This window comes from Marinirhabdus gelatinilytica (assembly GCF_003353425.1).
Lineage (GTDB): Bacteria > Bacteroidota > Bacteroidia > Flavobacteriales > Flavobacteriaceae > Marinirhabdus > Marinirhabdus gelatinilytica.
In genome coordinates, this window is record NZ_QRAO01000006.1 from 44172 (window position 1) to 69197 (window position 25026).

The following is a 25026-nucleotide window of genomic DNA, read 5'->3' on the forward strand; positions in this document are numbered from 1 at the left end:
TTCTTTTTCTGAAAACGGGTGCAAAAGTACGCTTTTTTCGGCTTTTAGCCTACTGGAATTGGTTTATTTGTGTTAAGCTATCGTGAAGGTTTTTTCTTTTAAAAAGAAAATCCAAAAATCCCCGTCACACCGAAACGCCTGGCACCGGGATTGTCCAGATAGTTCCCCCGAAAGTTAAAGTCCAGACGGAAAATCCTAAAGATATTGCCCACCCCAATACTGTACTCGTAGTAGATGTCTTCTGGTGCTTGGAGCAGCAACCCATTAGGGGCATTCAGGGCGATGTTTTCGTCTGAAATACTTCCATAAACAGCCCTAAAACCAACCACCTCACGCAGGTCGAGGTCTCTAAGGAAAGGGATCCTGGAGAAGATCCTTCCGCCAAAATTATGTTGCAGGTGCAAAGAGGTGTAGGTATCACTCACAAATTCGTAAAAATCTAGATTGCTGAAGGTATTGTACAAGCTAAAATAGGTCTGGTTTCCAGGAATAGGACTCAATAATCCCAATGGAACGGGATCTAAGATGGTCCCGGCCTCCACAGTGGTGAACAGGCGTCCAAACCCACCAATATTCCAAGGCTGGCTGTATAGTGCCTGTATCTTGGAATATTCAAAATCGCCACCAAAGGCATCTTTTATTCCGTAGGTATAGCCCAGGTATATATTGGCAAAATCACCATCGTTGATAATGGTCCGCTCCACTCCGTAACCAGAGGTTTTTCGCTTTGGGGTGTAAAATAGTCCCAATTCAATTTCAGGCTGGGAAATTTCAGATTGTACGTTACCGTTTTCATCCAGATAATCCAGACTGAACGTTTCGGTTGCAGATTCCAACGTACGGTATGAGCCCGTTACCCTTGCTTGAAAATTCTTGGCAGGCTCGAAAGAAAATCCTGCGGTGGTTAAATTTATTCGTGTAAGCCTATCGTTTGCGCCCACCGATATCAAAGAAGAAGACGCTAAACTTCTCCCCAATACATCATTACTGTTAGTAAGGCTGGCGCCTGTTTGTTCTACATCCCTTCGGTTCCCTGCAAATACGGTGAGCCTGCTCTTTCGATCCAAGAGCCATTTTGCGGAGATACCATATTTGAAACGTTGGTCCCTGAACCCATACGCTCCAAAACCTTCAATTCGCCAGGGGTCGTTCTGCCCAAAGTAGGTACGCCCACCCAGACGAACTCGGAATCCTTCGGCTTCATTAAAACCAAAAATGGAAAATACGGGACCCACATCAAAATCACCCACTTCATAATACCCTGTGGCCAAGGTGGCGCCCAGTTTGTAAAAGGTTTGGAAACGGGGAACGGTCTTGAGCGTATCCAGCATTTCATAAACGCCCTTTTCGTCCTTGTTGAGTTCCTCCATCCGGTTTTCGGCCCAGAACTCGTCGGGACGATTGTATATTTCTTCACTATATGGATCTACTTGTTCGCCATAAAAACTTTTTTCCTTTGGGATATCGAAGCTGTAATTATCGAACAAGGTGGTTCTTCTTCCGTAGACTCCCTGTGCTTCTTCCTTTTTCCTGAAACTGAAATCACTCAAGAAGTAATCTCGGGTAATGAGGAACACCGAATCGTTAAGAACATCGAATTCCTGTTCGATATACACCTCACGCACCCAGTTAAGGTTGGCGCTCTTTGAGGCCCTTAAATTAATCTCTTTTATCGCCCAAGTAGTATCGTTCACCCAAAAGTCGCCCTTAAAAGTAAGCTCTCCCTTACGGCGAGGGTAGTACACAATATTATAGCACCATTTATTGTCGCGGTACGCACTATCCAAGAGCACATAGTTGTAGACGTCTATCCCCGTTCGGGAAAGCGGACTGGTAAAGGCCTTGTCGAAGAATTTCAGATAATTGTCATATACATCATATTCCTTATAGAGGTCTTTTACAAAAGCAATAAGGGTTTGGTTATTACTGAACCCACTGTTCTTGTTCCCTTTCAGAATTTCTTTTTCCTCATCCAGCAGATTATCGCCATACACTTTTGAAACGGCCTCGTTTATGAAAATGGGCAGGTAACTGTTCCCCGTAATGTTTGAGGTATCTATCTGGTCCCAGATAAATTCCATCCCCTTGAATATCTTACTTTTTATAAGGGTAGAATCTATAGTGTTGAGGTCGAACTCCAGCTTTTCATATTTATCGTAACTATACTGGTTGAACTTTTTCACTCCATTTTCACGACGGTTCTCCCAGATTTTCCTGAGAATAACCAAAGCAGGGTTATCCTTTTTTGAAGTCTTTCCCGTGAAGATAACCACTTCATCCAAGGCAGATGCCTCTTCGTTCAAGATGATTTCCATCTTATAGGTAGTACTTCCATCTAAAACAACTTCCTTGGTTTCATAGCCTACAAATGAAAAAACCACGGCCTCGTGATCATCATCACTCTCAAGGTAAAAGCGCCCCTCTTCGTTGGTAATGGTGCCTATATTGCTATCCTTAAAAATTACATTCGCAAAAGCTACTGATGTGCCTGAAGCATCCTTTACCACACCGCTCACCTTTGTCTGAGCTACCAATAGGGAGGAAAAAATGAAAAATGAAAAAATTAAGAAATACTTCATAAGTAGGTTCTGCAAAAGGAGCCATTATATCTTATCACTATGGCAAAGGCAAATAACGCAATTATTAGAGTGTTGGGCAATTAAAATATTCTTAAAACCCTGCTTGGCAGTAAATCTGAAAAAAAACAGATCTCAAATTCCAATAAGGAAAAATAGTAATTAAATATCGCCTTGAGGGGATGATAGTGGGAGCAGGTTGATAATTACTTCTTGTATATCATACCTTTATTGCCTTAACCACTTCTTCCGTTGAGAAAAGAAGTCCCTGCTAACCTCCATGAAGAGGAAGGATTGTTTTGGGTTTGTTGCGTAGACCTCAATCGATATACAGTACCTTTTTTACCGCCTTTATCACATCGTCGCTATTAGGCAACCATTCTTTGAGCAAAACAGGGGAATAAGGCGCTGGGGTATCGGCCGTGTTTATTTTTACTATGGGTGCATCCAAATAATCAAAAGCCTGGCTCTGTACTTGGTACGTAATTTCGGTTGCTACGTTCCCAAAGGGCCACGCCTCTTCCAAAATGACCAACCGATTGGTTTTCTTTACACTTTCCAATATGGCATCGTGGTCCATGGGCCGTACGGTCCTAAGGTCTATAATTTCACACTCGATACCGTCCTTGGCCAATTCTTCGGCAGCTTTATAAGCTTCTTTGATTATTTTTCCGAAGGACACAATGGTCACATCGTTTCCTTTTCGTTTAATATCGGCAACTCCCAACGGAATTAAATATTCTCCTTCCGGCACCTCGCCTTTGTCACCGTACATTTGCTCGCTTTCCATAAAGATCACTGGGTCGTCATCACGAATAGCACTCTTTAGGAGCCCTTTTGCATCGGCAGGGTTTGATGGGACCACCACTTTCAGTCCAGGGGTATTTGCGTACCAACTCTCAAAAGCCTGGGAGTGTGTGGCTGCCAATTGGCCCGCAGAGGCTGTTGGCCCTCGAAATACGATAGGGCAATTTATCTGCCCCCCGCTCATTTGGCGAATCTTTGCGGCATTGTTTATAATTTGGTCTATCCCAACCAGCGAGAAGTTAAAGGTCATAAATTCTACAATGGGGCGGTTGCCCGTCATGGTACTGCCTATGGCAACCCCTGCAAAACCGAGTTCCGAAATTGGAGTGTCTATCACGCGTTTGGCACCAAACTCATCCAACATTCCCTTACTGGCCTTGTAGGCACCGTTATACTCGGCAACTTCCTCTCCCATTAGGTAAATGGACTCGTCCTTTCGCATTTCTTCGCTCATTGCCTCGCAAATGGCTTCTCTGAATTGTAGTGTTTTCATACTTAGGCTCCGCTCGATAACCCTAGAGCGTTTTATTTTATTAAACTTTGAATAAGAGACCACTCCAAATACGGAATGGTTGTTTCAGCTTTTTCAGGAAAACAAAAATAGGAATAAAGTTTTTTTTAAATGGATATAAGTAATCATTATAGAAAAAATTTCTGTTTTTAGATGATGATAAATAAAAAACTCACTCAACAATTAATGAATTTATAATTCAGTTGTATGAAAATTGCTAATTTTTAGATGAAAATGCTCCTAGACATTATTCTCAGGGAACTAACCTAAAATCTATATCTTTAAAAGGGATAATGTCTAAAAAGAATTATCATCCATATCCATGCTAGACTCTAAAGTATAAACTAAGAATGCTTCTAAAAAAAAATGTTTTAGTCTGTGCGCTACTAGTTACCCAACTATTAGTTGGCCAAGAAACTCCTGTTAAAAATTTAAAAGAAAAATTAGCCACTGCCACAGATCAAGAAAAAATATCAATTTATTTTGATTTATACCAGTCTAACATACCTCTTGATGAGGCTTTAGAGTATATCCAAAAAGGAATTGCACTTGCAAAAAGAAAAAAATTAGACTCATTACATTCACTATATTTTTTTGCTGCCCAAGGAAATTATTACAAAACAGAATTTAAAACTGGAAAAAAATATGCAACACTCTCACTCAATATTGCTCCTCACGATGAGTTTAAAGCTCGATGTTATAACTTATTAGGGGCTTTTTGCGAAGCACTCAGCCAAGAAGATTCTGCATTTTATTATTATGATGAGGCATTAGAAAAAATTGCAAACGACACTTCAAAAAAAGCACTAGCCATAAAAGCTATTGTAAAAAATAATCAAGCAAATTTTTATTTCAAAAAAGGTAAGTTTCATCTTGCAATAAAGGATTATCTAGACAGTAACAAAATTTCAAGTTCGCTGGGAGATGCAGATAATGAATTTAACGCTTTAAACAATTTGGGAACTTGCTTTAAAGAACTTGAAGAATATGAAGAAGCTAAATTCTATTTTGAAAAAGCACTCAGAGTGAACATTTCAGAAGATAGAAATATTCTAAAAAATGTAGTTGAAATTGGTTTAGGCGATACCGAAGTAAAAATGGGAAACTACGACAGAGGAATTAAATTGCTTTTGAATGCTGAAAAAAAGCTAGAAGGATCCTCATACGAAATATATTTGTCTGTTGCTTACCAAGCATTGTCTGAAGCCTATTTAATTGATAACACTGAAAAAGCTTTACATTACTCAAAGAAAACAATCTCTAAAATAAAAGAAATAAACAATCCTTACGTTGCTGCTGGCATCTACACGACAAATGGCTTACTTCACTTTAAGAAAAAGGATTACCACAATGCACTTGCCTCTCTAATGAAAGCGAAAGAAATCGCTAGAGAAAACGAGCATAATGATTTATTATATGAAATTTTTCTAGCCGAATACGAAATATATAAAATCCAAAAAAAAGCTACCCTAGCGTTACAACACTATGAAGTTGCAATGGCTTATAAGGACACCCTTTTTTCTATTGAAAAAAACAAACAAATTACTGACGCAAACACCCGCTATAAAACCAAACAAAAGGAAAACCAGATCCTGCAACTGAAACAAAAAGAAGCACAACAAAAATTGGTACTGGAAAAAGAACGCACCACCAAAGTAGTTTTTGCAGTGGCTACCATTACAGCATTGTTGCTATTAGCAGGTATTTACTACTTTAACCAGCAACAAAAAAAACAGGACGCCAGGGAAACCGCCCTACGGGAAAAACAAATGGCACAAGAAACACAACTACAGGTCACCTTTGCCAGAGAGAAGGAAAAAGACAAGATAGCGCTCACACTGCACGGTCAACACGCAAAAGATCTAGAGTTGATCGCAGCGGGTCTGCAAAACAACAACCAACCCATTTGGGCAGAAAAAATCTCCCAGATCAAGGATAAAATCAAGGATTTGGCCTATAAGGTGCAGAGTGTCCCTTTTTCCGAAAGCCCTTTTAAGGATCAAGTGCTCAACCTGGCCGCAGACGATCGCTTGGCGCGCACGCAAGTAACCTTCACAGGATTAAAGGATATTGACTGGAAGCAGATAGCCGAACCCATAAAACGAAACCTCCTCTTTGCCATCAAGGAAAATATTTCTAACATCTACAACCACTCCCAAGCCACACGGGTAGACTTCAATTTTGAAAAAAAGGATGGCGTTCTGTTTGTTTCAATGAAGGATAACGGAAAGGGATTTAGCACCGAAGATGTAAAAAAAGGAATAGGCCTTCGCGATATCAAACTCAAGATGGACGAAATAAATGGAGATGTGACCATAGAAAGCCAATCAGAAAAAGGCACCAAAATTCTCTTCAATATAATTTTAACGTAAATGGAAAAACACTTGCTTTTGGTAGATGACCAACCCGACATCCTCGACAGCCTCGAGGCCAAGATCAATGAAAGGTTTCCAGACTTTCGAGTAACAAAAGCCTTCGATTGTGATCATGCTTTCTCAACAATCATACATCCTTCGCAAAAAATCGATCTTTTGATATTGGACCTTGAGTTTTTGAACAATACCAACAAGCGTATCCCAAATGGCAAGGCACTCATGAATACGTTGAAAGAAAAGGACATTACCCTCCCCACAATTATATATACAGCAGACCTGTCGTTGTTAAAACTGCATCCCATTATACAATCACACGATCCAGCAGGCATTGTTACCAAAGACCACCAGAACCACAAGGACCTGTACTTTGCTATTGAGAAAGTACTGAACGGCGGAAAACATTACACCGATGCCATTAACCGGCAACTACGCCGGCGCATCAAGATTGAACACAATATGGATGCTGTAGATGATCTTATTATTAAATACCTACCTACCATAAACACGGCAGCAGACTGGAAAGACACTCCTGTACCTGTAAGCTCAAAGACCATAAAGGCAAAACTGGACCGTATGTACATAGATTTTGATGTGGTCAATGACAAGCAACTGTTACTCAAACTAATGCGATTGGGATATATAGAATAACTCCATTTTCCAAAATTTTCCAATTTTACTTCCAAATACTGGAATAGCCTTCCTTTACAACCACACTACATTTACTACATAAACGAAGATACTGGTTTGCAGCCTTAAGGGAGGCTGGGTCCCAAAACAGTTTTTCGCCCTTCTAGCCGCGCGGCACACGGACATTTTTTTAACCATAATACAACTCTTATGAAAAAAATGATTTCGGCCTGTGCCATAGTACTCGTATGCCTCAGTTTTTCAAACTGTACCAAACAACCCCTTATTGAAACTCCTTCAGAGCAATTAACCGAAGGCGAGAAAGCTGGGGAGACCAACGATCCTGATTCGGGTGATTAAAGCAATTTACTATACAAGCGGCTGTCATTCAGGGCAGCCGTTCTAATTAACTTACTTTTCCACGGGGCAACTATAATTCAATATATCTATATTAGCATTATGGTTGGTTGGATATCCTCAATACTTACAATTGTGTGCCTCTTGCTCTTTACAGGAGCTTTATTTTCACAGAACCTAGTTGAAAATGATCAGGACACTGTATTTGAAAATTTACTTCAGAAAAACAAAATCCTAGCAAAAAAAGGGGACTACAAAGCTGCGTTGCAAATGGCCCACAAACTGGCGGCCTATGGAGAAAAGTTGAAGGACACCGCTAAATGGTTACAAGGGATCCATAGACAAGCATTTTACAACGAAAGAATAGATGAACCGTATAATGCACTGAAACACTACTCCCTTGGAATTGCATTGGCCAAAGCATCAAGCAATCAAAGTTACCAAGCCAAGTTAAGTGTAAATAAAGCTAATATTTTAACCAAAATTGGAGATTATAAAGAAGCCCAGAAAACCGCTGTACAAGGAATAGAAGCAGCAGCAATACTAAAAGATAGTGTCAATCTATATAAACTGCATATATGCTTAGCGAATGCTTCTTCTGATAATTTTGAATTTGATATAGCCGAAAACGCCTACACCAATGCGTTGAGATATACAAATAACGAGAATGAAGTCCTCAAAATAAAAAACAATCTAGGAGTAAACCATAAAGACCAAGGCAATTTTGAAAAAGCCATTGAAGTGTACAGGACAGCGTTAGCTGACAAATCGTTGCCCTCGTCAGAAGGTTTAGAAGCTCGTATTAAAAGCAATCTAGGGTTTGCGCTTCACAAAACTGGCAACTATAACGAAGCGGTTCAGTTGTTGAACGAAGCACACAACACTAGACAAAAAATAAATGATTGGTCCGGTATTTTCGCTTCAAACATCCATCTTTCAACTTATTATAGAGAGATCGATGAACCAATGGCGTACACGCACGCACAGAATGCATTTACCATTGCCAAACAAAAAATTAAGAGTCCATATTCAGAAATGGAAGCATTGGCACATATTATATCTTTGGACAGAGCGAACAAATTACAAGCAAATAGGTATATATTTCTTTCCGACAGCCTTTCAAGGGCCAAACAAAAATCCATAAACGATTATACCGTTGCAAAATTTCAGGCCAAGGAACAGGAACTTGAAATAGCACGGCAAAAAGAGGAAATAGCGATTACCGCACAGAACTTGGCCGAAAAGCAACAAAGAGAAATTCTCATTATGGCTCTATTGGTATCTGCCATTCTGGTTGGGTTTGTTTTGTTTAGAAAATTTCAGAAAGAAAAGAAAGACAGGAAAACCATTGAGCAACAAAAAAATAAAATCGAACTGCTACAAAAAGAACTGCACCACCGTTTAAAGAACAATCTCTCATTTATCGATCTTTTTATAAGTCTTGCCAAAGGAAAATTCAACGATCCCGCCTATCACGAAAAACTGAATGACCTACAGAACAGGATTGCCAGCATGTTCACGGTACACCAGCAACTTTTCAACACCCAAGATGTAACACGGGTTCACGCTGATAAATATTTGCAAAGCCTCGTGGAAAACGCCAAGAACACCTATCCTTCCGGCCACATAACTTTCAAAACGGAAATTGAAGAGCAACTGTACTTGGAGGCCGGCACTTCCTTTCCCATAGGGATCATCGTAAATGAATTTATAACCAATTCCCTAAAATATGCATTTCCGAAATACAAAAAAGGTACTATATTTATCTCGTTAACAGCACAAAACGATGTACTCACATTACACATGAGTGACAACGGCGTGGGACTTCCCGAAGATTTCACGGTGGAGGAGCTTAATTCCTTTGGGATAGACACCATGCGCTTATTGGCGTTGGAACACAAAGGAAATTTCAGTATAAAAAATGAGAATGGCGTTTCAGTAATCATAACATTATCCAAATAGATACATACTTATGAAGCCCAAGGCACATATTTTATTGGTTGAAGACAAAGCTATGCTATACAAACGTCTGGCAATGTTCCTGAAAGAAGAAAATTACAGTGTTTCAAGCTACACACCATCCTATGATTCTGCTCTGGAGGCCATCCACAAAAAAAAGCCAGATATTGCGCTATTGGATATAGACCTGGAGGGAACCAAGACCGGATTGGACCTGGGGGAGACACTTTCATCTAAGTACAGCATCCCGTTTATCTACGTGACCGACTATCAAGATGACGAGACCTTTCACAAAGGCCTTGCTACCAAGCACGAGCATTTTATGGTGAAGACCAAACCGCACCTGGACACCAAGGAGTTGCTGCGCACGATACAAACGGTACTTTCGCGTTGCAATGAGGCAAAAGATGGCGAGACCAAAAACTCCCTATTTTGCTACACTGGGTATATAAGCGACCTAAAACAACAGGCAAAAGATGCAGTTTCCGAAGTGCCTGTCCCCTATCAAGAAATCGTGAAGCTCACCACTAAGAATGCTTCTGGCGAAAAGCTCAAACCCAACTATGTGCGGGTGGAGACCCACAACAAAAAATCTTATTATCTTCCTGTTTCCCTAACGGAGATAGCAACACAGCTTCCCCTACCTTTTGCCCGCGTCAACGAGAGCGAGATCGTGAACTTAAGCGAGGATATTTTGGACGGCCGCATTAACGGCACCCGTTTAAAGATAGGTAAAACCGTGTACCACATCTCCAAGACCTACAAGGCCGAGGTGGAAAACCGCATCCGCCTGCTATACCACAAGCTCCGCTAGGCAGATTTTCATAGGATTGGGGTTAGTTTTCATTTTTTGTTTTTTATACGTTTTCATTTGTTGAGTTTTAGGGGCGTGAAACCTTAAACTTATCAAAATGAAACGTTATCTACTCCTTACTTTATTTTTATTGTCAACTTTCTGCCAGAACGTTTTGGCACAAAAATGCAAACCCTCGCTGTCGAAAGTTGATGAAATGACAAATGAAAAAGTTGAAGGTTGGGGTGGTAAAATCGGAGGCCAAACATCATTGGGCAACAAGATTGGACATGATACTATGCTTTATCTCAACGATAGGGACAAGGGCGATACTCTTATAAATGCCACTGTTTACATAAACTACATTGTTTTAGCGAAAAATGCAGCAATACTCGATAAGACACATCAAGCCGGAGAACGAATTCTTTTAAAAACTGAAAATAGTTTAATCCAATTTACCACTGACAATGTAATAAAGAATGAAAAGAGCACTTTTGGAAGTTATTATCAAATTTTTGAGTTGAATGGTAAAATTACAATTGAAGAAGCAAAAATACTTTCTGAAAATTTTTTAGAAATGTATCGAATTGAAAAAGAAGAAGGTGGCTCTATAGTACAGGATAAACCTAACAAAAGAGCTAAACGGAAAATGAAAGAACAATTCGAATGTTTTTTAAATACTTTAAAATAAAAAATTATGAAAACTACCTTAATCACACTAATTGCTGTTTTATTTCTTGCAATCCCATCCAATGCAATTGTTAATCAAAATCCAACTGACCCATATATAATAGTTAGGGTAATAGAGTGCCAAGGAGGAGATTCCGCAAATCAAAGCATGATACTCATAGACAGAGGAGATAACAACATAGAAAAAATTGAGTTGGAAAAATTTCACAAAAACAACTTCAAAATCATCTCGAAAATATTGAACGATATTAAAAAATATGGTTATGAATTGATTGGGACATCTGGTGGTGGTGGAAATGATAACGCTATGATATTACAGAATTATATATTCAAGAAAAACTAAAACACATACTATGAAATATTTACTAACCGCATTTATTTTTTTAGCACTACTATCTTGTAAAAAAGATGATGATCCGTTAAACAATGACAATATTTTAGTCAACACAACTTGGGAGGGTGAAAGAGTCGAGGATGGTATTTACACCTTTACAAGCAATACTGAATACACATTTAAGGATCCTGGAGAACCATTTGTGGATGGAAATTATAGTTTCGACGGTCGCCAAGGGGTACTGATGGAAGAAACAGGATTCACCGCAAATTTTGGAGTCTCAGGAACTATAATGACTGTTACAGACACAATAAACACAAATCCAAGAACATACTTTAAAATTCAATAATTATGAAACACCTCATGTCTATTTTATTTGCGATATATTTAACCTCTTTAGTAAACGCTCAAATAGTAAACATCCCTGATGCTAACTTTAAAACTGCGCTATTAAATCACAACCCCATTATAGACACAAATAGTGATGGAGAAATACAGGTGAGCGAAGCAAATGATTTTTCCAGCAGTTTAAACATTATTGGTCAATCAATCTCCAATCCAACTGGCATTGAAGCTTTTACAAATATTGTATCTCTAAGTGCCGACAATAACAATATATCAAACATAGATCTTTCTAATAATATACAAATTACATTTTTAGATATTCAAGGAAATGAACTAACGAATTTAGACCTTTCAAATAATATAAACTTGGAAGTATTGAGCTTGGCAAATAATCCGTTGGGGGCAGTTGACATTTCGAATCTAACAAATTTAGAGCTATTCTTCTGTGAATCCTGTGAGCTGCAAGACCTTGACATCACGAACAACGCATCTCTTAAAGAATTGTACCTAAACTTTAATATGATAGCTACTATAGATTTACAACAAAATAATCTTTTAGAAAAATTAATAATTGGTTATAACAACCTTTCGTCTATAGACCTAAGTCAAAATTTAAATATCACTAGAGTTTTTGCAAATGAGAATTCCCTAGAGGAAATCGATTTTTCTGAAAACGTTAATATTAGCAGCATCGACTTAAGAGAAAATCCACAACTTACCATACTCAATATACAAAATGGAAATAACCCATTGATTTCGACATTTAGAACAACAAGTTGCCCAAATCTCACCTGTATACAAGTAGACCCTGGAATCCCAGGAAATGTACCTCCCAGCTGGGAATTTGACCCAGGTGTTACATTTAGTGAAGACTGTATGTTTTTGGGAACAGAAGATATGACTCCTATTGAAATTTCGATTTACCCCAATCCAGCAATAACAAAATTAAATATAAATACTACTGCAAGCATTGATGTTGACAATGTAATAATTTCCAACCTTCAAGGGCAAACATACCCTGCAGACTTTCAAAATAGCTGCGTCGATGTTTCTAATTTAAGCACGGGGCTTTACTTTATAATCATGAAAACTAATCAAGGTACAACCACCCATAAATTTTTAAAACAATAAAACATCATAAAAAATACAGTTATGAAATTTAAAATATTCTTATTATTCTTAACGCTCCCCTTACTAATGAACTCCTGTAAAAGTGATGATGACAATCCCGAAGAAAATCGAGATAATATATTAGTAAACACAACTTGGGAAGGCGATACTGAAGAAGATGGTATTTATACATTTACAAGTAATACAGAATACACATTTAAAGATCCGGGAGAACCTTTTTTCGACGGTACATATACATTTGATGGTAGAAATGGAATACTTAACGAGATAGTAAGTAACTCATCATTCCCTTTTGAAATAGTTGGTGATACTATGATTATAACATACCCCAGTGGAAATTCTAGAACCTACTATAAGAAATAAGCCATCACTAAAAAGTTTGTAAAAAACTAACCAAACCAGATTTTTAGTCCACTAAACCACACCTAGACCATTTGAGGAGATGTAATAGGTGTGGTTTTTTGTTTATCAAAATTTTACTATGCATGCATAGCATTTCTGAATAATATTCGCTATCTTTGGCATCCTTAATTTTTACTCAAAAAACAGATAGAAATATGAAGATTCTAGTGTGCATAAGCCACGTACCAGATACAACTTCCAAGATAAACTTTACCGATGGCGATACCAAGTTCGACACGAACGGGGTTCAGTTTGTAATCAACCCGAACGATGAGTTTGGCCTTACCCGCGCTATGTGGTTCAAGGAAAAACAAGGAGCCAGCGTACACGTTGTGAACGTGGGTGGCCCAGAAACCGAACCGACCTTGAGAAAGGCATTGGCCATTGGAGCCGATGAAGCCATTCGAGTGAATACCCCAGCAACCGACGGGTACAGCGTTGCAAAACAATTGGCAAACGTTGTAAAGGAAGGCGGCTACGATCTCGTTATAGGGGGTCGTGAAAGTATTGATTATAACGGAGGGATGGTACCAGGTATGGTTGCCAAGATGCTAGATGCCAATTTTGTGAATACCTGCATCAACCTAGAGGTTGAAGGCGACAGCGCAACGGCAATCCGTGAGATAGACGGCGGTAAGGAAACCATAAAAACAAAACTTCCATTAGTAGTGGGTGGCCAAAAAGGATTGGTGGAGGAAAGCGACCTTCGCATCCCAAATATGCGAGGTATTATGCAAGCACGTAGCAAACCCTTGCACGTAAAGGAACCAGTTGACGCAAATGCTGAAACCAATACCAACTCTTTTGAAAAACCAGCTCCGAAAGGAGATGTAAAACTGGTGGATAGTGTGGATGAATTGGTCAACTTATTACACAACGAAGCAAAAGTAATTTGAAAATAACAATTTTTTTCTCCCCTTGAGGGGAGTTAGAGGGGTGTGTCTTATGAAGTAAACTAAATTTACATCCCCCTAGCCCCCTTCAAAGGGGGAATTAACTAGAAATAAATTTTATGAGCATATTAGTATATACAGAATCCGAAAACGGATCATTTAAAAAAATTGCCCACGAAGCTGTTTCCTATGCAAAGGGAATTGCAGATATGATGGGAACCAGCGTTACTGCTCTAGCTGTAAACGCTAACGATACTTCAGAATTAGGGAAATTTGGCGCTTCAAAAGTACTTGAGGTTTCCAACGATAAATTGAACAACTTTAATGCTGAAGCTTATGCCGATGTAATTGCACAGGCCGCTAAGCAGGAAGATGCACAGGTGGTGGTGTTAACCTCCAGTGCCAATAGTAAGTTTATGGCACCCTTGGTAGCTGTGAACCTTGAAGCTGGCTACGTTCCCAACGTAACAGAACTTCCTTCCTCCAGTTCGCCTTTTACCGTAAAGCACAGTGTGTTTACCAACAAAGCCTTCAGTAATACCGAAATAAACACCAATGTTAAAATTGTAGGTTTGGGTAAAAACGCCTTCGGAATAAAGGAAAACGAAACGTCAGCCACCACCGAAGCTTTCTCGCCAACACTTTCTGAAGACGACTTCTCAACAGAGGTAGTCTCAGTAGATAAAGCAACAGACAAGGTAACCATTGCCGATGCCGAAATAGTAGTTTCAGCAGGTCGCGGACTCAAAGGTCCCGAAAATTGGGGAATGATCGAAGAGCTGGCCGAAACCCTTGGTGCAGCAACTGCCTGCTCAAAACCTGTTAGTGATATGGGTTGGAGACCACATAGCGAGCACGTTGGGCAAACAGGAAAACCTGTAGCGTCTAATTTGTATATCGCAATTGGTATCTCTGGGGCTATCCAGCACTTGGCAGGAATAAACGCCTCCAAGACCAAAGTTGTAATAAACAACGACCCCGAAGCCCCGTTCTTTAAGGCTGCGGACTATGGTATTGTAGGTGATGCGTTTGAGGTAGTACCACAATTGGTGGAAAAGCTTAAAGAATTTAAAGCGCAAAACAATTAACCACAACCTCTTTTCTTCCTCTCAAGGAAGATTGGGACAGTGACCAGAAATATAGCCATCTTTTTAAGGTGGCTTTTTTAGTAAGCCCAATATGCAAAGTCGAATGTGCACATTGTTACCGAAATTTTTAAACGGTGGCTTTAGCGCTTTTTCCATTTCCATTTCCATTTATTATGGTATTTTTGTTTCTTACCACAGCAAATGAGCCTCGTTAAATTAAACATAAAAGGTATTTCCTATAGCCAAACACAAAATGGCGCTTACGCCCTTATCTTGAACGAAGAAGGAGGCGAGCGTAAACTACCTATAGTAATCGGTGCTTTTGAGGCGCAGTCCATAGCCATCGCATTGGAAAAAGAAATCAAGCCCCCTCGCCCGCTTACCCACGACCTGTTCAAGAATTTTTCAGATAGGTTCGGTATCGTGGTAAAACAGGTGATCATCCACAAACTGGTAGATGGTGTTTTTTACTCTAGTATTATATGCGAGCGGGAAGGACTGGAAGAAATAATAGATGCCCGCACCAGCGATGCCATAGCATTGGCCCTAAGGTTCAAGGCACCTATTTTTACCTACAAGGCCATTTTGGAAAAAGCAGGTATCTATCTTAAATCTGCACCTTCAAAAAAGAAGAAAATTTCAAAAAAGGAGGAAACCATCCTGGAAGAACTCATACTGGGAGAGGATGCAGAATCCAAACCGCCCAAAGCACAGGATTTTTCAAAGTACACCCTTAAGGAACTTAACGAAATGTTGGACGAGTCTGTCTCCAATGAAGATTACGAAAGAGCTGCCCAACTAAGGGACGAAATCTCCAAACGCTCCTAAAGCCCTACTTGTTTTTTGTATGAAACACTTTCAGAAAATCATTCTATTCATAACCCTTTTAGGTTGCACAGCAAGTTTTTTTGGACAGTCCATAGAGAGGGATTGGAACTTTTCATCCATTGAGGATGCTTCAGGAAAGTCACTTTTCAGCATTTCTGAGAACGATACTTTCACCCTAAGTGAAGGAGCTTTTGAATACCAACTATTGGCAAAGGATAGCCTACAAGCTTCGGGAGATTATATATTTCAGAATAATTTATTAGTCCTTTTTTACAACAAGCCACAAGACACCATACGGCGTTACAGGATTTCACAGCTCACAGATACCGAACTAAGTTTTACCGAAAACAATATTACATACCACTTTACAGCTCCTTCGGAAACTGAAATTTCGGACCTCTCCACCTCATCCCAGAAATTAGAGGGCAACGACAAGAGCAATATTGCACTGGACGTTACCAAAGGCGTAGGAATAACATTAAAGAGTATTTATCGCGGTATCATTGGGATGGTTTTTTTGCTGCTTGTTTGTTTTTTATTGAGCAGCAACCGAAAGCACATTAATTGGCAATTGGTGGGTACTGGGCTCGCGTTGCAAATCATCTTTGCGCTACTCGTACTAAAGGTACCGCTAGTTGCCTCTGTTTTTGATTGGATAAGCGATAAAGTGGTTACCTTCTTAAATTTCAGCGAAAAAGGTGCAGAGTTTCTATTTGGCGGATTAGGGACAGATATGGATACCTTTGGGTACATCTTTGCTTTTAAGGTACTGCCCACGATTGTGTTCTTTTCGGCATTTACCTCACTACTCTACTATCTGGGTATTTTACAATTGTTCGTAAAAGCATTTGCATGGGTCATGAGCAAGACCATGCGTCTTTCCGGAGCCGAGAGTCTTGCGGCGGCAGCAAACATTTTTATAGGCCAGACTGAAGCACCCCTCGTGGTTAAACCCTACTTGGACCGAATGACAAAGTCTGAAATGCTCTGCCTTATGGTAGGCGGCATGGCTACCATTGCTGGTGGGGTCCTGGCAGCTTTCATTGCCTTTTTGGGCGGTGATAGTGATGCTGAAAAAATAATTTTTGCGAAACACCTGTTAACGGCTTCTATTATGTCGGCCCCTGCAGCTATAATCATTGCAAAGATGCTCTATCCCGAAACCGAAACGGTAGATAAAAAACTGAACATAAGCAAGGAAAAAATTGGAACCAATATCCTAGATGCTATTTCCAGGGGGACTACCGAAGGACTAAAACTAGCCGTTAACGTAGGTGCCATGCTATTGGTATTTACAGCAGTGATTGCTGTTTTTAACTGGATCACTGCCGATCTCATTGGCGCTCCCACTGGCCTCAACGATGTAATTGCATCAGCAACCGAAGGTAGGTACGATAGTTTCTCGCTACAATACATTTTGGGGAATATCTTTGCACCGGTAGCTTGGATCATTGGCGTCCCTGCCGAAGACATTGTAGTGATCGGGCAACTCTTGGGTGAAAAAACCATTTTAAACGAATTCTATGCGTATGCTTCGTTGAGCGAATTGAAGCAAGCTGGCGCGATTACAAATTATAGGTCTATCGTAATTGCGACCTATGCCCTTTGCGGATTTGCGAATTTTGCCTCTATAGGAATCCAGATTGGGGGGATAGGGGTCTTAGCGCCCAAACAAAGAACCACCTTGGCCAAATTTGGTATTAAAGCGCTTATTGGTGGTACGGTTGCAGCATTGCTCACTGCTACCATTGCTGGAATGTTGATTGGCTAATGGTTTTTCACGACCGTATCGGCCCAACCCATGGCTTCTTCAACAGTTTTAAAATAACTAAAGGAACCTTCAAACAATTTCTGCTCATTAAACGCTTCCTGCTTTACTGCTTCTTCTGCAGAAACTATAGCAAGCCCGATCATTAACTTAGGGTCTATGGCATTGTACGCCTTTGGGTCTATGTTTGAGGCAAACTCACGATTTGAGATAAAAACAAAAGGGTTCCTTCCATAATGGTTATATGCATATTGCATAATTTCTTTAGCTGAAATTTCAGAGATACCATCACCCTCCAGTCTAAAGACCAAGTAATTAGAGTAACAGTCCATAGGGCCGTGAGGCGTTTTGTAAGTAGTTTTCATAAGCGTTAGCTTTCACTAATGCAATTTAAGAAATTTTTAACAAACATACATTCGTTGATAACTTGTAATAAATCCAACAAATTTCAGTTACAAGTAACACCCTTCTTTTTTACATTTAAAGCCTTAAAAAACAAGGAGAGAGATGAAGCAATACCACGACCTAGTTAAACACGTACTAGAAAACGGAAATGAAAAAAACGACCGGACAGGGACTGGCACCAAGAGTGTTTTTGGGTACCAGATGCGCTTCGACTTAAGGGAAGGGTTCCCTATGGTCACCACCAAAAAACTGCACTTAAAATCTATTATCTATGAATTATTGTGGTTTTTGAACGGAGACACCAATATTAAATATCTGCAAGAAAACGGAGTGCGAATCTGGAACGAATGGGCAGACGAAAACGGCGATCTAGGTCCTGTATATGGCCACCAATGGCGAAACTGGAACAGTGAAGAGATAGACCAGATCTCGGAAATCATCAAGACCTTAAAAACCAATCCAGATAGCCGAAGAATGTTGGTAAGCGCTTGGAATCCCAGCGTGATGCCCAATACATCCATCCCTTTTTCTGAAAACGTAGCCAAAGGAAAAGCTGCGCTTCCTCCTTGCCATGCATTCTTTCAGTTTTATGTTAGCGCACCCGAGGTTGAAGGAGACGAAAGTACCCGAAAGCTATCTTGCCAACTGTACCAACGTAGCGCCGATATTTTTCTGGGAGTTCCTTTTAATATAGCTTCTTACGCATTGCTCACAATGATGATGGCACAGGTATGTGGCTACCAAGTTGGGGACTTTGTCCATACCTTTGGAGACGCCCATATTTACAGCAACCATTTCGAACAATTGGAGTTACAATTGTCTCGGGAACCCCGCCCATTACCAAAAATGTTGTTAAATCCAAATGTAAAAGATATCTTTGGCTTTAAATTTGATGACTTTACACTGGTAGATTACAATCCACATCCGCACATTAAAGGTGCCGTTGCGATTTAACCCCAAAAAATTAATTCCTTTTATGAAATACGCAGTTATTATCTTCAGTTTACTTTTCAGCACCACCCTTTTGGCCCAAAGAGAGTGGGGAGACATGGAAAAGAACAAACTTACCCTTAAAGAAATAGCCCCTGTTTGGCCAGGGTGCGAGTCGCAAACCGGCTCTCTAAAGGACACTTGTTTCAAACAAAAGTTAGCAACCCACATTGCAAAAAACTTCAAATACCCTAAAGATTCCTATAAGAAGAATGAACAAGGGCGCGTAGTTGTAGAATTTTATATCACTGAAGAAGGATTGGTGGATATAAAAAAAGTAACAGGCGGCACCCCAGCTTTGCAAGCAGAGGCTAAGCGAAATATTAGCTTAATTCCTAAGATGGAAAAACCAGGTATGATGGGAGGAAAACCAAGAGCCATCCAATACATTGTGCCAATCACCTTTAAGACAGGCAGATAGCATATCAAAAACCCTAGTTTAACACGGGTTTAACGGTATAGGTTTCAGAAAAAAACATCTATAAACCGTATATTTAAAGTGTAGAAACATTTACGTTTTTACACTTTTTTTATGATTGACACACAAACACTCTTAGATCTCTTTACTGATACCAGGAACCATACCGAAACCCTTTGCAAGCCTCTGGAAATCGAAGACTACGTGGTACAGCCCGCTATGGATGTCTCCCCCCCAAAGTGGCACTTAGGACACACCACTTGGTTTTTTGAAGAATTTATACTGAAGCACCACAAGCCCAACTACAAACTTTTCCACGAGGATTTTGCCTATGTTTTCAACAGTTATTACGAAACCTTGGGCGAGCGTGTGGTACGTAGCAACCGTGGAAACCTTTCAAGACCTGGAGTTGCCAAGGTTTACGATTATAGGCACTATGTGACCAATGAAATAAAAGAGCTTCTGGCTACTGAAATTTCAGCAGAAATAGAAGAATTGATCCAGATAGGAATCCATCACGAAAAACAACATCAGGAGTTATTGATGACCGACATTAAATATATTCTTGGCAACAATCCCCTGCTTCCCAAATACAGCAACGATTTTAAGGAACATACACCACAAACCGAAACCCAAGAGTGGCTTTCCTTTACTGAGGGTGTTTATGAGATAGGACACAACAAAGACACTTTTTGTTATGACAATGAGTTGGGAAGACACAAAACGTATATCCAAGATTTTGAGATTTCCAACAAACTGGTCACCAATGGAGCGTTTATAGAGTTTATTGAAGCTGGGGGCTATCAAGATTTCAACTACTGGCATGCAGACGGCTGGGAGTGGGTAAAAGAAGAAAACCATGCACATCCTATGTATTGGCACAAGGTCAACGGGGACTGGCATCACTATACGTTACAAGGCCTCAAACCCATCGATCCAAAGGCACCGCTTTGCCACGTCTCCTATTACGAAGCTTTTGCCTATGCACAGTGGAAAGGACACCGTCTCCCCACAGAGTTTGAATGGGAAGTAGCACAACAACGATTAAACTGGGGAAAGCGATGGGAATGGACCGAGAGTGCCTACCTACCTTATCCTGGATATACTAAAGCACCCGGTGCTATTGGTGAGTACAACGGTAAGTTTATGGTGAACCAGAAAGTGCTTAGGGGCGGCTCTGTAGTAACACCGCCCAACCACACAAGGCCTACCTATCGAAACTTTTTCCAAGCCAACCTGCGGTGGCAATATACCGGTATAAGACTTGTAAAATAAATCCCATACTATTTATGAGCGTAAATAATTCCATAGCAATAGATGTATCTTTTAAAACTGATGTACACAAGGGGCTCACTACCTTTCCCAAGTTTTTGTACTCAAAATATATCTACGATGAAAAGGGGGACAAACTTTTTCAGGAAATAATGAATCTTCCAGAGTACTACCTTACCAACTGTGAGTTTGACATCCTATCCCTTCATACCGAAGAGATAGCACAACTTTTCAACGACCCTGACAAAGGTTTTGATCTTATAGAATTGGGAGCCGGAGATGGTAAAAAAACCAAGGTTCTCTTGGGACATCTAGCTGAAAACGATTTCAATTTTGTCTATAAGCCTATTGATATAAGCCAGAATGCGATAGATTCTTTATCAAAAAATCTTTCCGAAGAATTTCCAAACATTACCGTAGAAGGTGAAAAAGGGATGTATTTTGAAGTGTTGGAACAACTACAACACTACAACTCTCGGAAAAAAGTGCTTATGGTATTGGGCTCTAACATTGGGAATTTATTGCACCCAAAGGCCATAGATTTTTTAACAAAGCTCAAGGATATTATGAGCACGCAAGATTTCCTGTTTATGGGGTTTGACCAAAAGAAAGATCCGCAAATAGTTCTCGATGCGTACAATGATGCAACGGGAGTAACCGAAGCATTCAACAAAAACCTGCTTACCCGTATCAATAGAGAGCTAGGTGGCGATTTCAATCTTGAAAAGTTTAAACATTGGGAGGTTTATAATCCTGAGACGGGAACTGCAAAAAGCTTTTTGGTAGCCACCGAAGCCATGGATGTGGCCATAAGCGCATTAGATCTCAATGTACATTTTGATGCTTGGGAAACCATCCATACAGAGATTTCGCAAAAGTATGACGACAAGGTAGTGCAATGGTTGGCCGAATCTGCAGGATTGAAAATCCACACCTCTTTTGAAGATGAAAAAGGTTTTTATAAAAATTACGTCTTTAAGAGAGCGTAACTAATAATACTTAAAAAATTCACTGTAAAGATGAGAGCTATTTGGAAAGGAGCTGTATTGGCCCAAAGCAATGACACCAAAGTGATTGAAAACAACCATTATTTCCCCCCAGGAAGTATCGATTTGAAATACTTCAAGACATCCAATACCCATACCCATTGTCCGTGGAAAGGAGAAGCTTCCTATTACACTATTGAAGTAAACGGCCAAACCAATAAAGATGCTGCTTGGTATTATCCAGAAACCAGTCACGCTGCAAAACCCATTGAAGGTTACGTTGCATTTTGGAAGGGAGTAGAAATTTCAGAATAAAAAAATCCCTCCAAAACTGAAGGGATTCTCAAGAAAGATCATATTCGCTACTCTTTGATAAATTGTTTCACCAGGGTACCTGTATCTGAACTGATTACAACCATATAGGTCGCACTTGCCAACCCAGAAACATCTATCCTTTGTTCCAGTCCCATATCCTCAAGGTTCACACGCTTTATAATACGCCCTCCAATATCGAACAAGGTAACATCCTTGAGCAAGATTCCCTGTGGATTTGCCAAGGCCACATACGTTGAAGCTGGGTTAGGGTACAATACTAAAGAGGAAATATCCTTTTGGTTATCAACGCCTAAGGTATTATCAATATATAACTGGAAGGTACATTCAGCTTCGTTTTCAGAAGGATCGGTTACCGTCATGGTTATATTGTAACCGCCTGCATCCAAAACAGTTCCAGGTGGTGGTGTTTGTGTTATCGTGAGATTGTTTTCGCAGTTATCTGTCACTATAACATCGCCTTGTGCAAAATAATCTGGCAGAGTATAGGGTCCTGCAGATTGTACGTTTTGAGTATCGGGGCATTCAATAGTTGGATCCAAAGAATCTACAACGTGAACAAATGCTGTACACGTATCTATCTCACCATCTTCGTTCATAACTGTAAGAGTTACGGGAATAGGGTCTCCTACATCATCACAAGTAAAGGTGTCTAGATCTAAACTAAGTGTTCCATTACATCCAATTCCCAAAGAATCGTTGTTAACTGCGTTGGGCGAAATGGTTACAGTACCATCAGGACCTAACGGAGCCGTAACATTTTGGCATATAGCAGTGGGAGGTAAAATAGTTTCCTGTACTGTAACAACTGCCGTACAGGTAGCTGTTTCACCATTTGAGTTGGTTACCGTAAGGGTTACTTCATTAGGGCCAACATCTGCGCAGGTAAATAAAGTTTGTGACACACTCAGGTTGGAAACACCACAATTATCTGAGCTACCTCCATCAACATCTGCCGCTGTTATGGTAACTTCCCCATCATTGTCCAAGGTAACGGTTATATCTTGGCATACAGCGTCTATAGGCATATCGTCTATCACGGTTACTGTTGCATTACAACTTGAAGTATTTCCTGAAGTATCTGTTACCGTAAGTATCACATTATTGGGAATACCTACATTTACACAGGTAAACGTATCGTTATTTAACGTCATAGAAGCAATATCACAATTGTCTGAGCTTCCGTTGTCTATATCGGCGGGAGTGATTACGACCATTCCAGTAGCATCCAACGCTACGGTAATATCTTGACAAACCACTGTAGGACTTTGTGTCTCAGTAACTGTTACAACCGCTACACAAGAACTTGTATTTCCTTCATTATCTGTCACGGTTAGTGTAACGTTATTTGGCCCAATATCGGCACACGTAAATGTATCAATGTCCAAGCTTCCTGTTACAGGACCACAGTTATCGGTGCTTCCAGCATCTACATCACCAGGAGCAATAGTTACAGTTCCCGAAGGATCCAGTTGCACGGTAATATCCTGACATATAGCAGTAGGTGCTACGGCATCTTCCACTGTTACAACTGCGGTACAGGTACTTGTATTTCCGCTACCGTCCGAGACAATAAGTGTTACATCGTTGGGGCCAAGATCGGCACAGGTAAAGGTATCAATATCTACCGCAAACCCTCCAATGCTACAAAGGTCCGTACTACCACCATCCAAAGAAGACGGGGCTATGGTTACTGTACCGGAGGCATCTAGCTGTACTGTAATATCTTGACAAACAGCTGTAGGAGGCGTTACGTCCTGCACCGTGACAACAGCATTACAGGTCCCTGTATTTCCATATATATCCGTAACGGTTAGGGTTACATTATTGGTCCCTACATCGTTACAGGTAAAGTTGGTAGTATCTATACTTGATGAAGCAACTCCACAATTATCTGTGCTTCCGTTTTCAACTTGGGCAGCAGTGATGGTTGCATTTCCAGTTGCGTCCAGCTGCACTGTGACGTTCTGGCAATTGGCTACAGGAGGTTCGGTATCGGCTACCGTAATGTCAAAACTACAAGATATCGTATTACCCGATGGATCTGTAATTTCAAAAGTATTTGTAGTTACACCTACCGGAAATATACTTCCGCTAGGCAAACCTGCTGTTTGGGTAGAATTTATGGTTCCAGTGGTATAGTAAAACGTTCCATTAAAAATTCGTGGTGTAAATGTGGTACCATCAAAAGCATTTGCACCTCCCATTGCCTTACCTGAACCACTGTCTACAGTAATAAAGGCATCATTATATGATGTGGTACCATCGGTATAATCCATACCTTCTGTACCATCTGTCTCGTAAAAGATCCCCATTGTTGTACCAGCTGGAATCACAATAGAGGGAGACAAGGGGGTTGGCATATTTCCTCCCGGCCCTGTATTTCCATTGTCTATAACATTCACCGTTTGGTGAAGAGTCCACGGAGCTGGATTGGCCTCAAACCCAACATGTGAGCCTGTCATAACCCAAATATTAACCATTTGACTTCCAAAACTAGGACCACAGTGTCCTAAAATCTCATAAAGTGAAACATCCTCACCACCAGAAGCAGTTACATCGAACATGATCCCATTCTGTCCATTATTGTTTCCAAATGTGGTAGTAAGTTCTCCTGCTGTTGCACCACCACCGCAATTGTCGGATCCCGTAACGGTAAAGTTTGCTTCTGCACCACATAGACCGGGATCGTTGTTAAGCATCATATCTGCAGGGCAATTAATGGTTGGGGGTTCCGTATCATTAACAGTAACCGAAAAGCTACAGGTCACCGTATTACCCTCACTATCGGTCACACTCAATTCAACCACGGTAAGGCCAATAGGGAAGAGTGAGTTATTCGTAGGCCCTATGGTCGTAATGATAGCCATGGAAATATCTCCGTCCTCAGGATCTATGGCCGATGCCATGCTCAAATAATCCACAATAGCCCCACAAACTCCGGGATCATTGGAAATCACCAAATCGGCAGGGCAATTCAAGGTTGGGGGTACTTCAGCCTCAGAAGCTAAAAGAGAAGTGCTTGAAAATAGTGTAAAAAGAAACGTCAGCAATACTGAGAGTTGAGTAATTTTTTTCATAAGGTGAGGATTGTAATTTTATATCATGCAACTGGTTTAATAGTGAAAGATACAGAAA

The 25026-nt window shown here is 40.3% G+C and carries 23 protein-coding genes; 19 read left to right on the forward strand and 4 right to left on the reverse strand.

Going from position 1 to position 25026, the window contains the following annotated elements; translation table 11 throughout:
- Positions 1–98: 98 nt before the first annotated feature.
- Together C8D94_RS13790 and C8D94_RS13795 are read right to left on the reverse strand one after the other, a co-directional pair.
- Complete coding sequence (locus tag C8D94_RS13790) at positions 99–2579, reverse strand: DUF5686 and carboxypeptidase-like regulatory domain-containing protein (protein WP_115124552.1); 2481 nt, start codon at positions 2577–2579, stop codon at positions 99–101.
- Between the two features lie 316 nt (positions 2580–2895).
- Positions 2896–3912, reverse strand: coding sequence for a pyruvate dehydrogenase complex E1 component subunit beta (locus C8D94_RS13795; RefSeq protein WP_262510550.1), 1017 nt, complete (start codon positions 3910–3912; stop codon positions 2896–2898).
- A gap of 332 nt (positions 3913–4244) precedes the next feature.
- Here C8D94_RS13795 and C8D94_RS13800 point away from each other — a divergent pair, with 332 nt between their 5' ends.
- From C8D94_RS13800 to C8D94_RS13860, 14 genes are all read left to right on the forward strand, one after another.
- Complete coding sequence (locus tag C8D94_RS13800; RefSeq protein WP_115124554.1) at positions 4245–6266, forward strand: tetratricopeptide repeat-containing sensor histidine kinase; 2022 nt, start codon at positions 4245–4247, stop codon at positions 6264–6266.
- Positions 6267–6917: a response regulator gene (locus tag C8D94_RS13805; RefSeq protein WP_115124555.1), complete on the forward strand. Its 651-nt coding sequence runs from the start codon at positions 6267–6269 to the stop codon at positions 6915–6917.
- 189 nt (positions 6918–7106) lie between these two features.
- Positions 7107–7256, forward strand: a complete 150-nt coding sequence (locus C8D94_RS15370) for a hypothetical protein (protein WP_170134784.1) — start codon at positions 7107–7109, stop codon at positions 7254–7256.
- 99 nt (positions 7257–7355) lie between these two features.
- Complete coding sequence (locus C8D94_RS13810; RefSeq protein ID WP_115124556.1) at positions 7356–9215, forward strand: histidine kinase dimerization/phosphoacceptor domain -containing protein; 1860 nt, start codon at positions 7356–7358, stop codon at positions 9213–9215.
- Positions 9216–9225: 10 nt separating this feature from the next.
- Positions 9226–10026 carry a response regulator transcription factor gene (locus tag C8D94_RS13815; protein ID WP_115124557.1) on the forward strand — a complete coding sequence of 267 codons (801 nt, stop codon included), beginning with the start codon at positions 9226–9228 and terminating at the stop codon, positions 10024–10026.
- Positions 10027–10123: 97 nt separating this feature from the next.
- Positions 10124–10696, forward strand: a complete 573-nt coding sequence (locus C8D94_RS13820) for a hypothetical protein (RefSeq protein WP_115124558.1) — start codon at positions 10124–10126, stop codon at positions 10694–10696.
- Between the two features lie 6 nt (positions 10697–10702).
- On the forward strand, positions 10703–11038 hold the full coding sequence (locus C8D94_RS13825) for a hypothetical protein (protein WP_115124559.1): 336 nt from the start codon (positions 10703–10705) through the stop codon (positions 11036–11038).
- 10 nt (positions 11039–11048) lie between these two features.
- Complete coding sequence (locus C8D94_RS13830) at positions 11049–11378, forward strand: hypothetical protein (protein WP_115124560.1); 330 nt, start codon at positions 11049–11051, stop codon at positions 11376–11378.
- Between the two features lie 2 nt (positions 11379–11380).
- Positions 11381–12505, forward strand: a complete 1125-nt coding sequence (locus C8D94_RS13835) for a T9SS type A sorting domain-containing protein (RefSeq protein WP_115124561.1) — start codon at positions 11381–11383, stop codon at positions 12503–12505.
- A gap of 66 nt (positions 12506–12571) precedes the next feature.
- Positions 12572–12868 carry a hypothetical protein gene (locus C8D94_RS13840; RefSeq protein WP_115124562.1) on the forward strand — a complete coding sequence of 99 codons (297 nt, stop codon included), beginning with the start codon at positions 12572–12574 and terminating at the stop codon, positions 12866–12868.
- A gap of 194 nt (positions 12869–13062) precedes the next feature.
- Positions 13063–13803, forward strand: a complete 741-nt coding sequence (locus tag C8D94_RS13845; protein ID WP_115124563.1) for an electron transfer flavoprotein subunit beta/FixA family protein — start codon at positions 13063–13065, stop codon at positions 13801–13803.
- A gap of 116 nt (positions 13804–13919) precedes the next feature.
- The gene (locus C8D94_RS13850) at positions 13920–14888 is read left to right on the forward strand and encodes an electron transfer flavoprotein subunit alpha/FixB family protein (RefSeq protein WP_115124564.1); all 969 of its coding nucleotides are present in this window, start codon (positions 13920–13922) and stop codon (positions 14886–14888) included.
- A 201-nt stretch (positions 14889–15089) separates the two neighbouring features.
- Positions 15090–15716, forward strand: a complete 627-nt coding sequence (locus C8D94_RS13855) for a bifunctional nuclease family protein (RefSeq protein ID WP_115124565.1) — start codon at positions 15090–15092, stop codon at positions 15714–15716.
- 19 nt (positions 15717–15735) lie between these two features.
- The gene (locus C8D94_RS13860; protein WP_115124566.1) at positions 15736–17487 is read left to right on the forward strand and encodes a NupC/NupG family nucleoside CNT transporter; all 1752 of its coding nucleotides are present in this window, start codon (positions 15736–15738) and stop codon (positions 17485–17487) included.
- On the opposite strand, the gene C8D94_RS13865 is transcribed toward C8D94_RS13860, so the two are convergent.
- A complete protein-coding gene (locus C8D94_RS13865) occupies positions 17484–17849 on the reverse strand; it encodes a hypothetical protein (protein ID WP_115124567.1) in 366 nt (121 codons plus the stop codon). The genes C8D94_RS13860 and C8D94_RS13865 overlap by 4 nt on opposite strands.
- Positions 17850–17991: 142 nt before the next feature.
- Here C8D94_RS13865 and C8D94_RS13870 point away from each other — a divergent pair, with 142 nt between their 5' ends.
- The 5 genes from C8D94_RS13870 to C8D94_RS13890 all read left to right on the forward strand — a co-directional run bounded on the left by C8D94_RS13870 (position 17992) and on the right by C8D94_RS13890 (position 21870).
- A complete protein-coding gene (locus C8D94_RS13870; RefSeq protein ID WP_115124568.1) occupies positions 17992–18843 on the forward strand; it encodes a thymidylate synthase in 852 nt (283 codons plus the stop codon).
- Positions 18844–18865: 22 nt separating this feature from the next.
- The gene (locus C8D94_RS13875) at positions 18866–19300 is read left to right on the forward strand and encodes an energy transducer TonB (protein WP_115124569.1); all 435 of its coding nucleotides are present in this window, start codon (positions 18866–18868) and stop codon (positions 19298–19300) included.
- Between the two features lie 111 nt (positions 19301–19411).
- Positions 19412–20572, forward strand: coding sequence for an ergothioneine biosynthesis protein EgtB (egtB, locus tag C8D94_RS13880; protein ID WP_115124570.1), 1161 nt, complete (start codon positions 19412–19414; stop codon positions 20570–20572).
- Positions 20573–20586: 14 nt separating this feature from the next.
- Entirely contained in the window at positions 20587–21558 is a 972-nt protein-coding gene (locus C8D94_RS13885) for an L-histidine N(alpha)-methyltransferase (protein WP_115124571.1), read from the forward strand.
- A gap of 30 nt (positions 21559–21588) precedes the next feature.
- A complete protein-coding gene (locus tag C8D94_RS13890) occupies positions 21589–21870 on the forward strand; it encodes a DUF427 domain-containing protein (protein WP_115124572.1) in 282 nt (93 codons plus the stop codon).
- A 47-nt stretch (positions 21871–21917) separates the two neighbouring features.
- Here the strand turns inward: C8D94_RS13890 and C8D94_RS13895 are convergent, their stop codons facing one another.
- Positions 21918–24968 (reverse strand): HYR domain-containing protein, encoded by a 3051-nt coding sequence (locus C8D94_RS13895; protein WP_115124573.1) that lies wholly within the window; start codon positions 24966–24968, stop codon positions 21918–21920.
- Between the last annotated feature and the right edge of the window lie 58 nt (positions 24969–25026).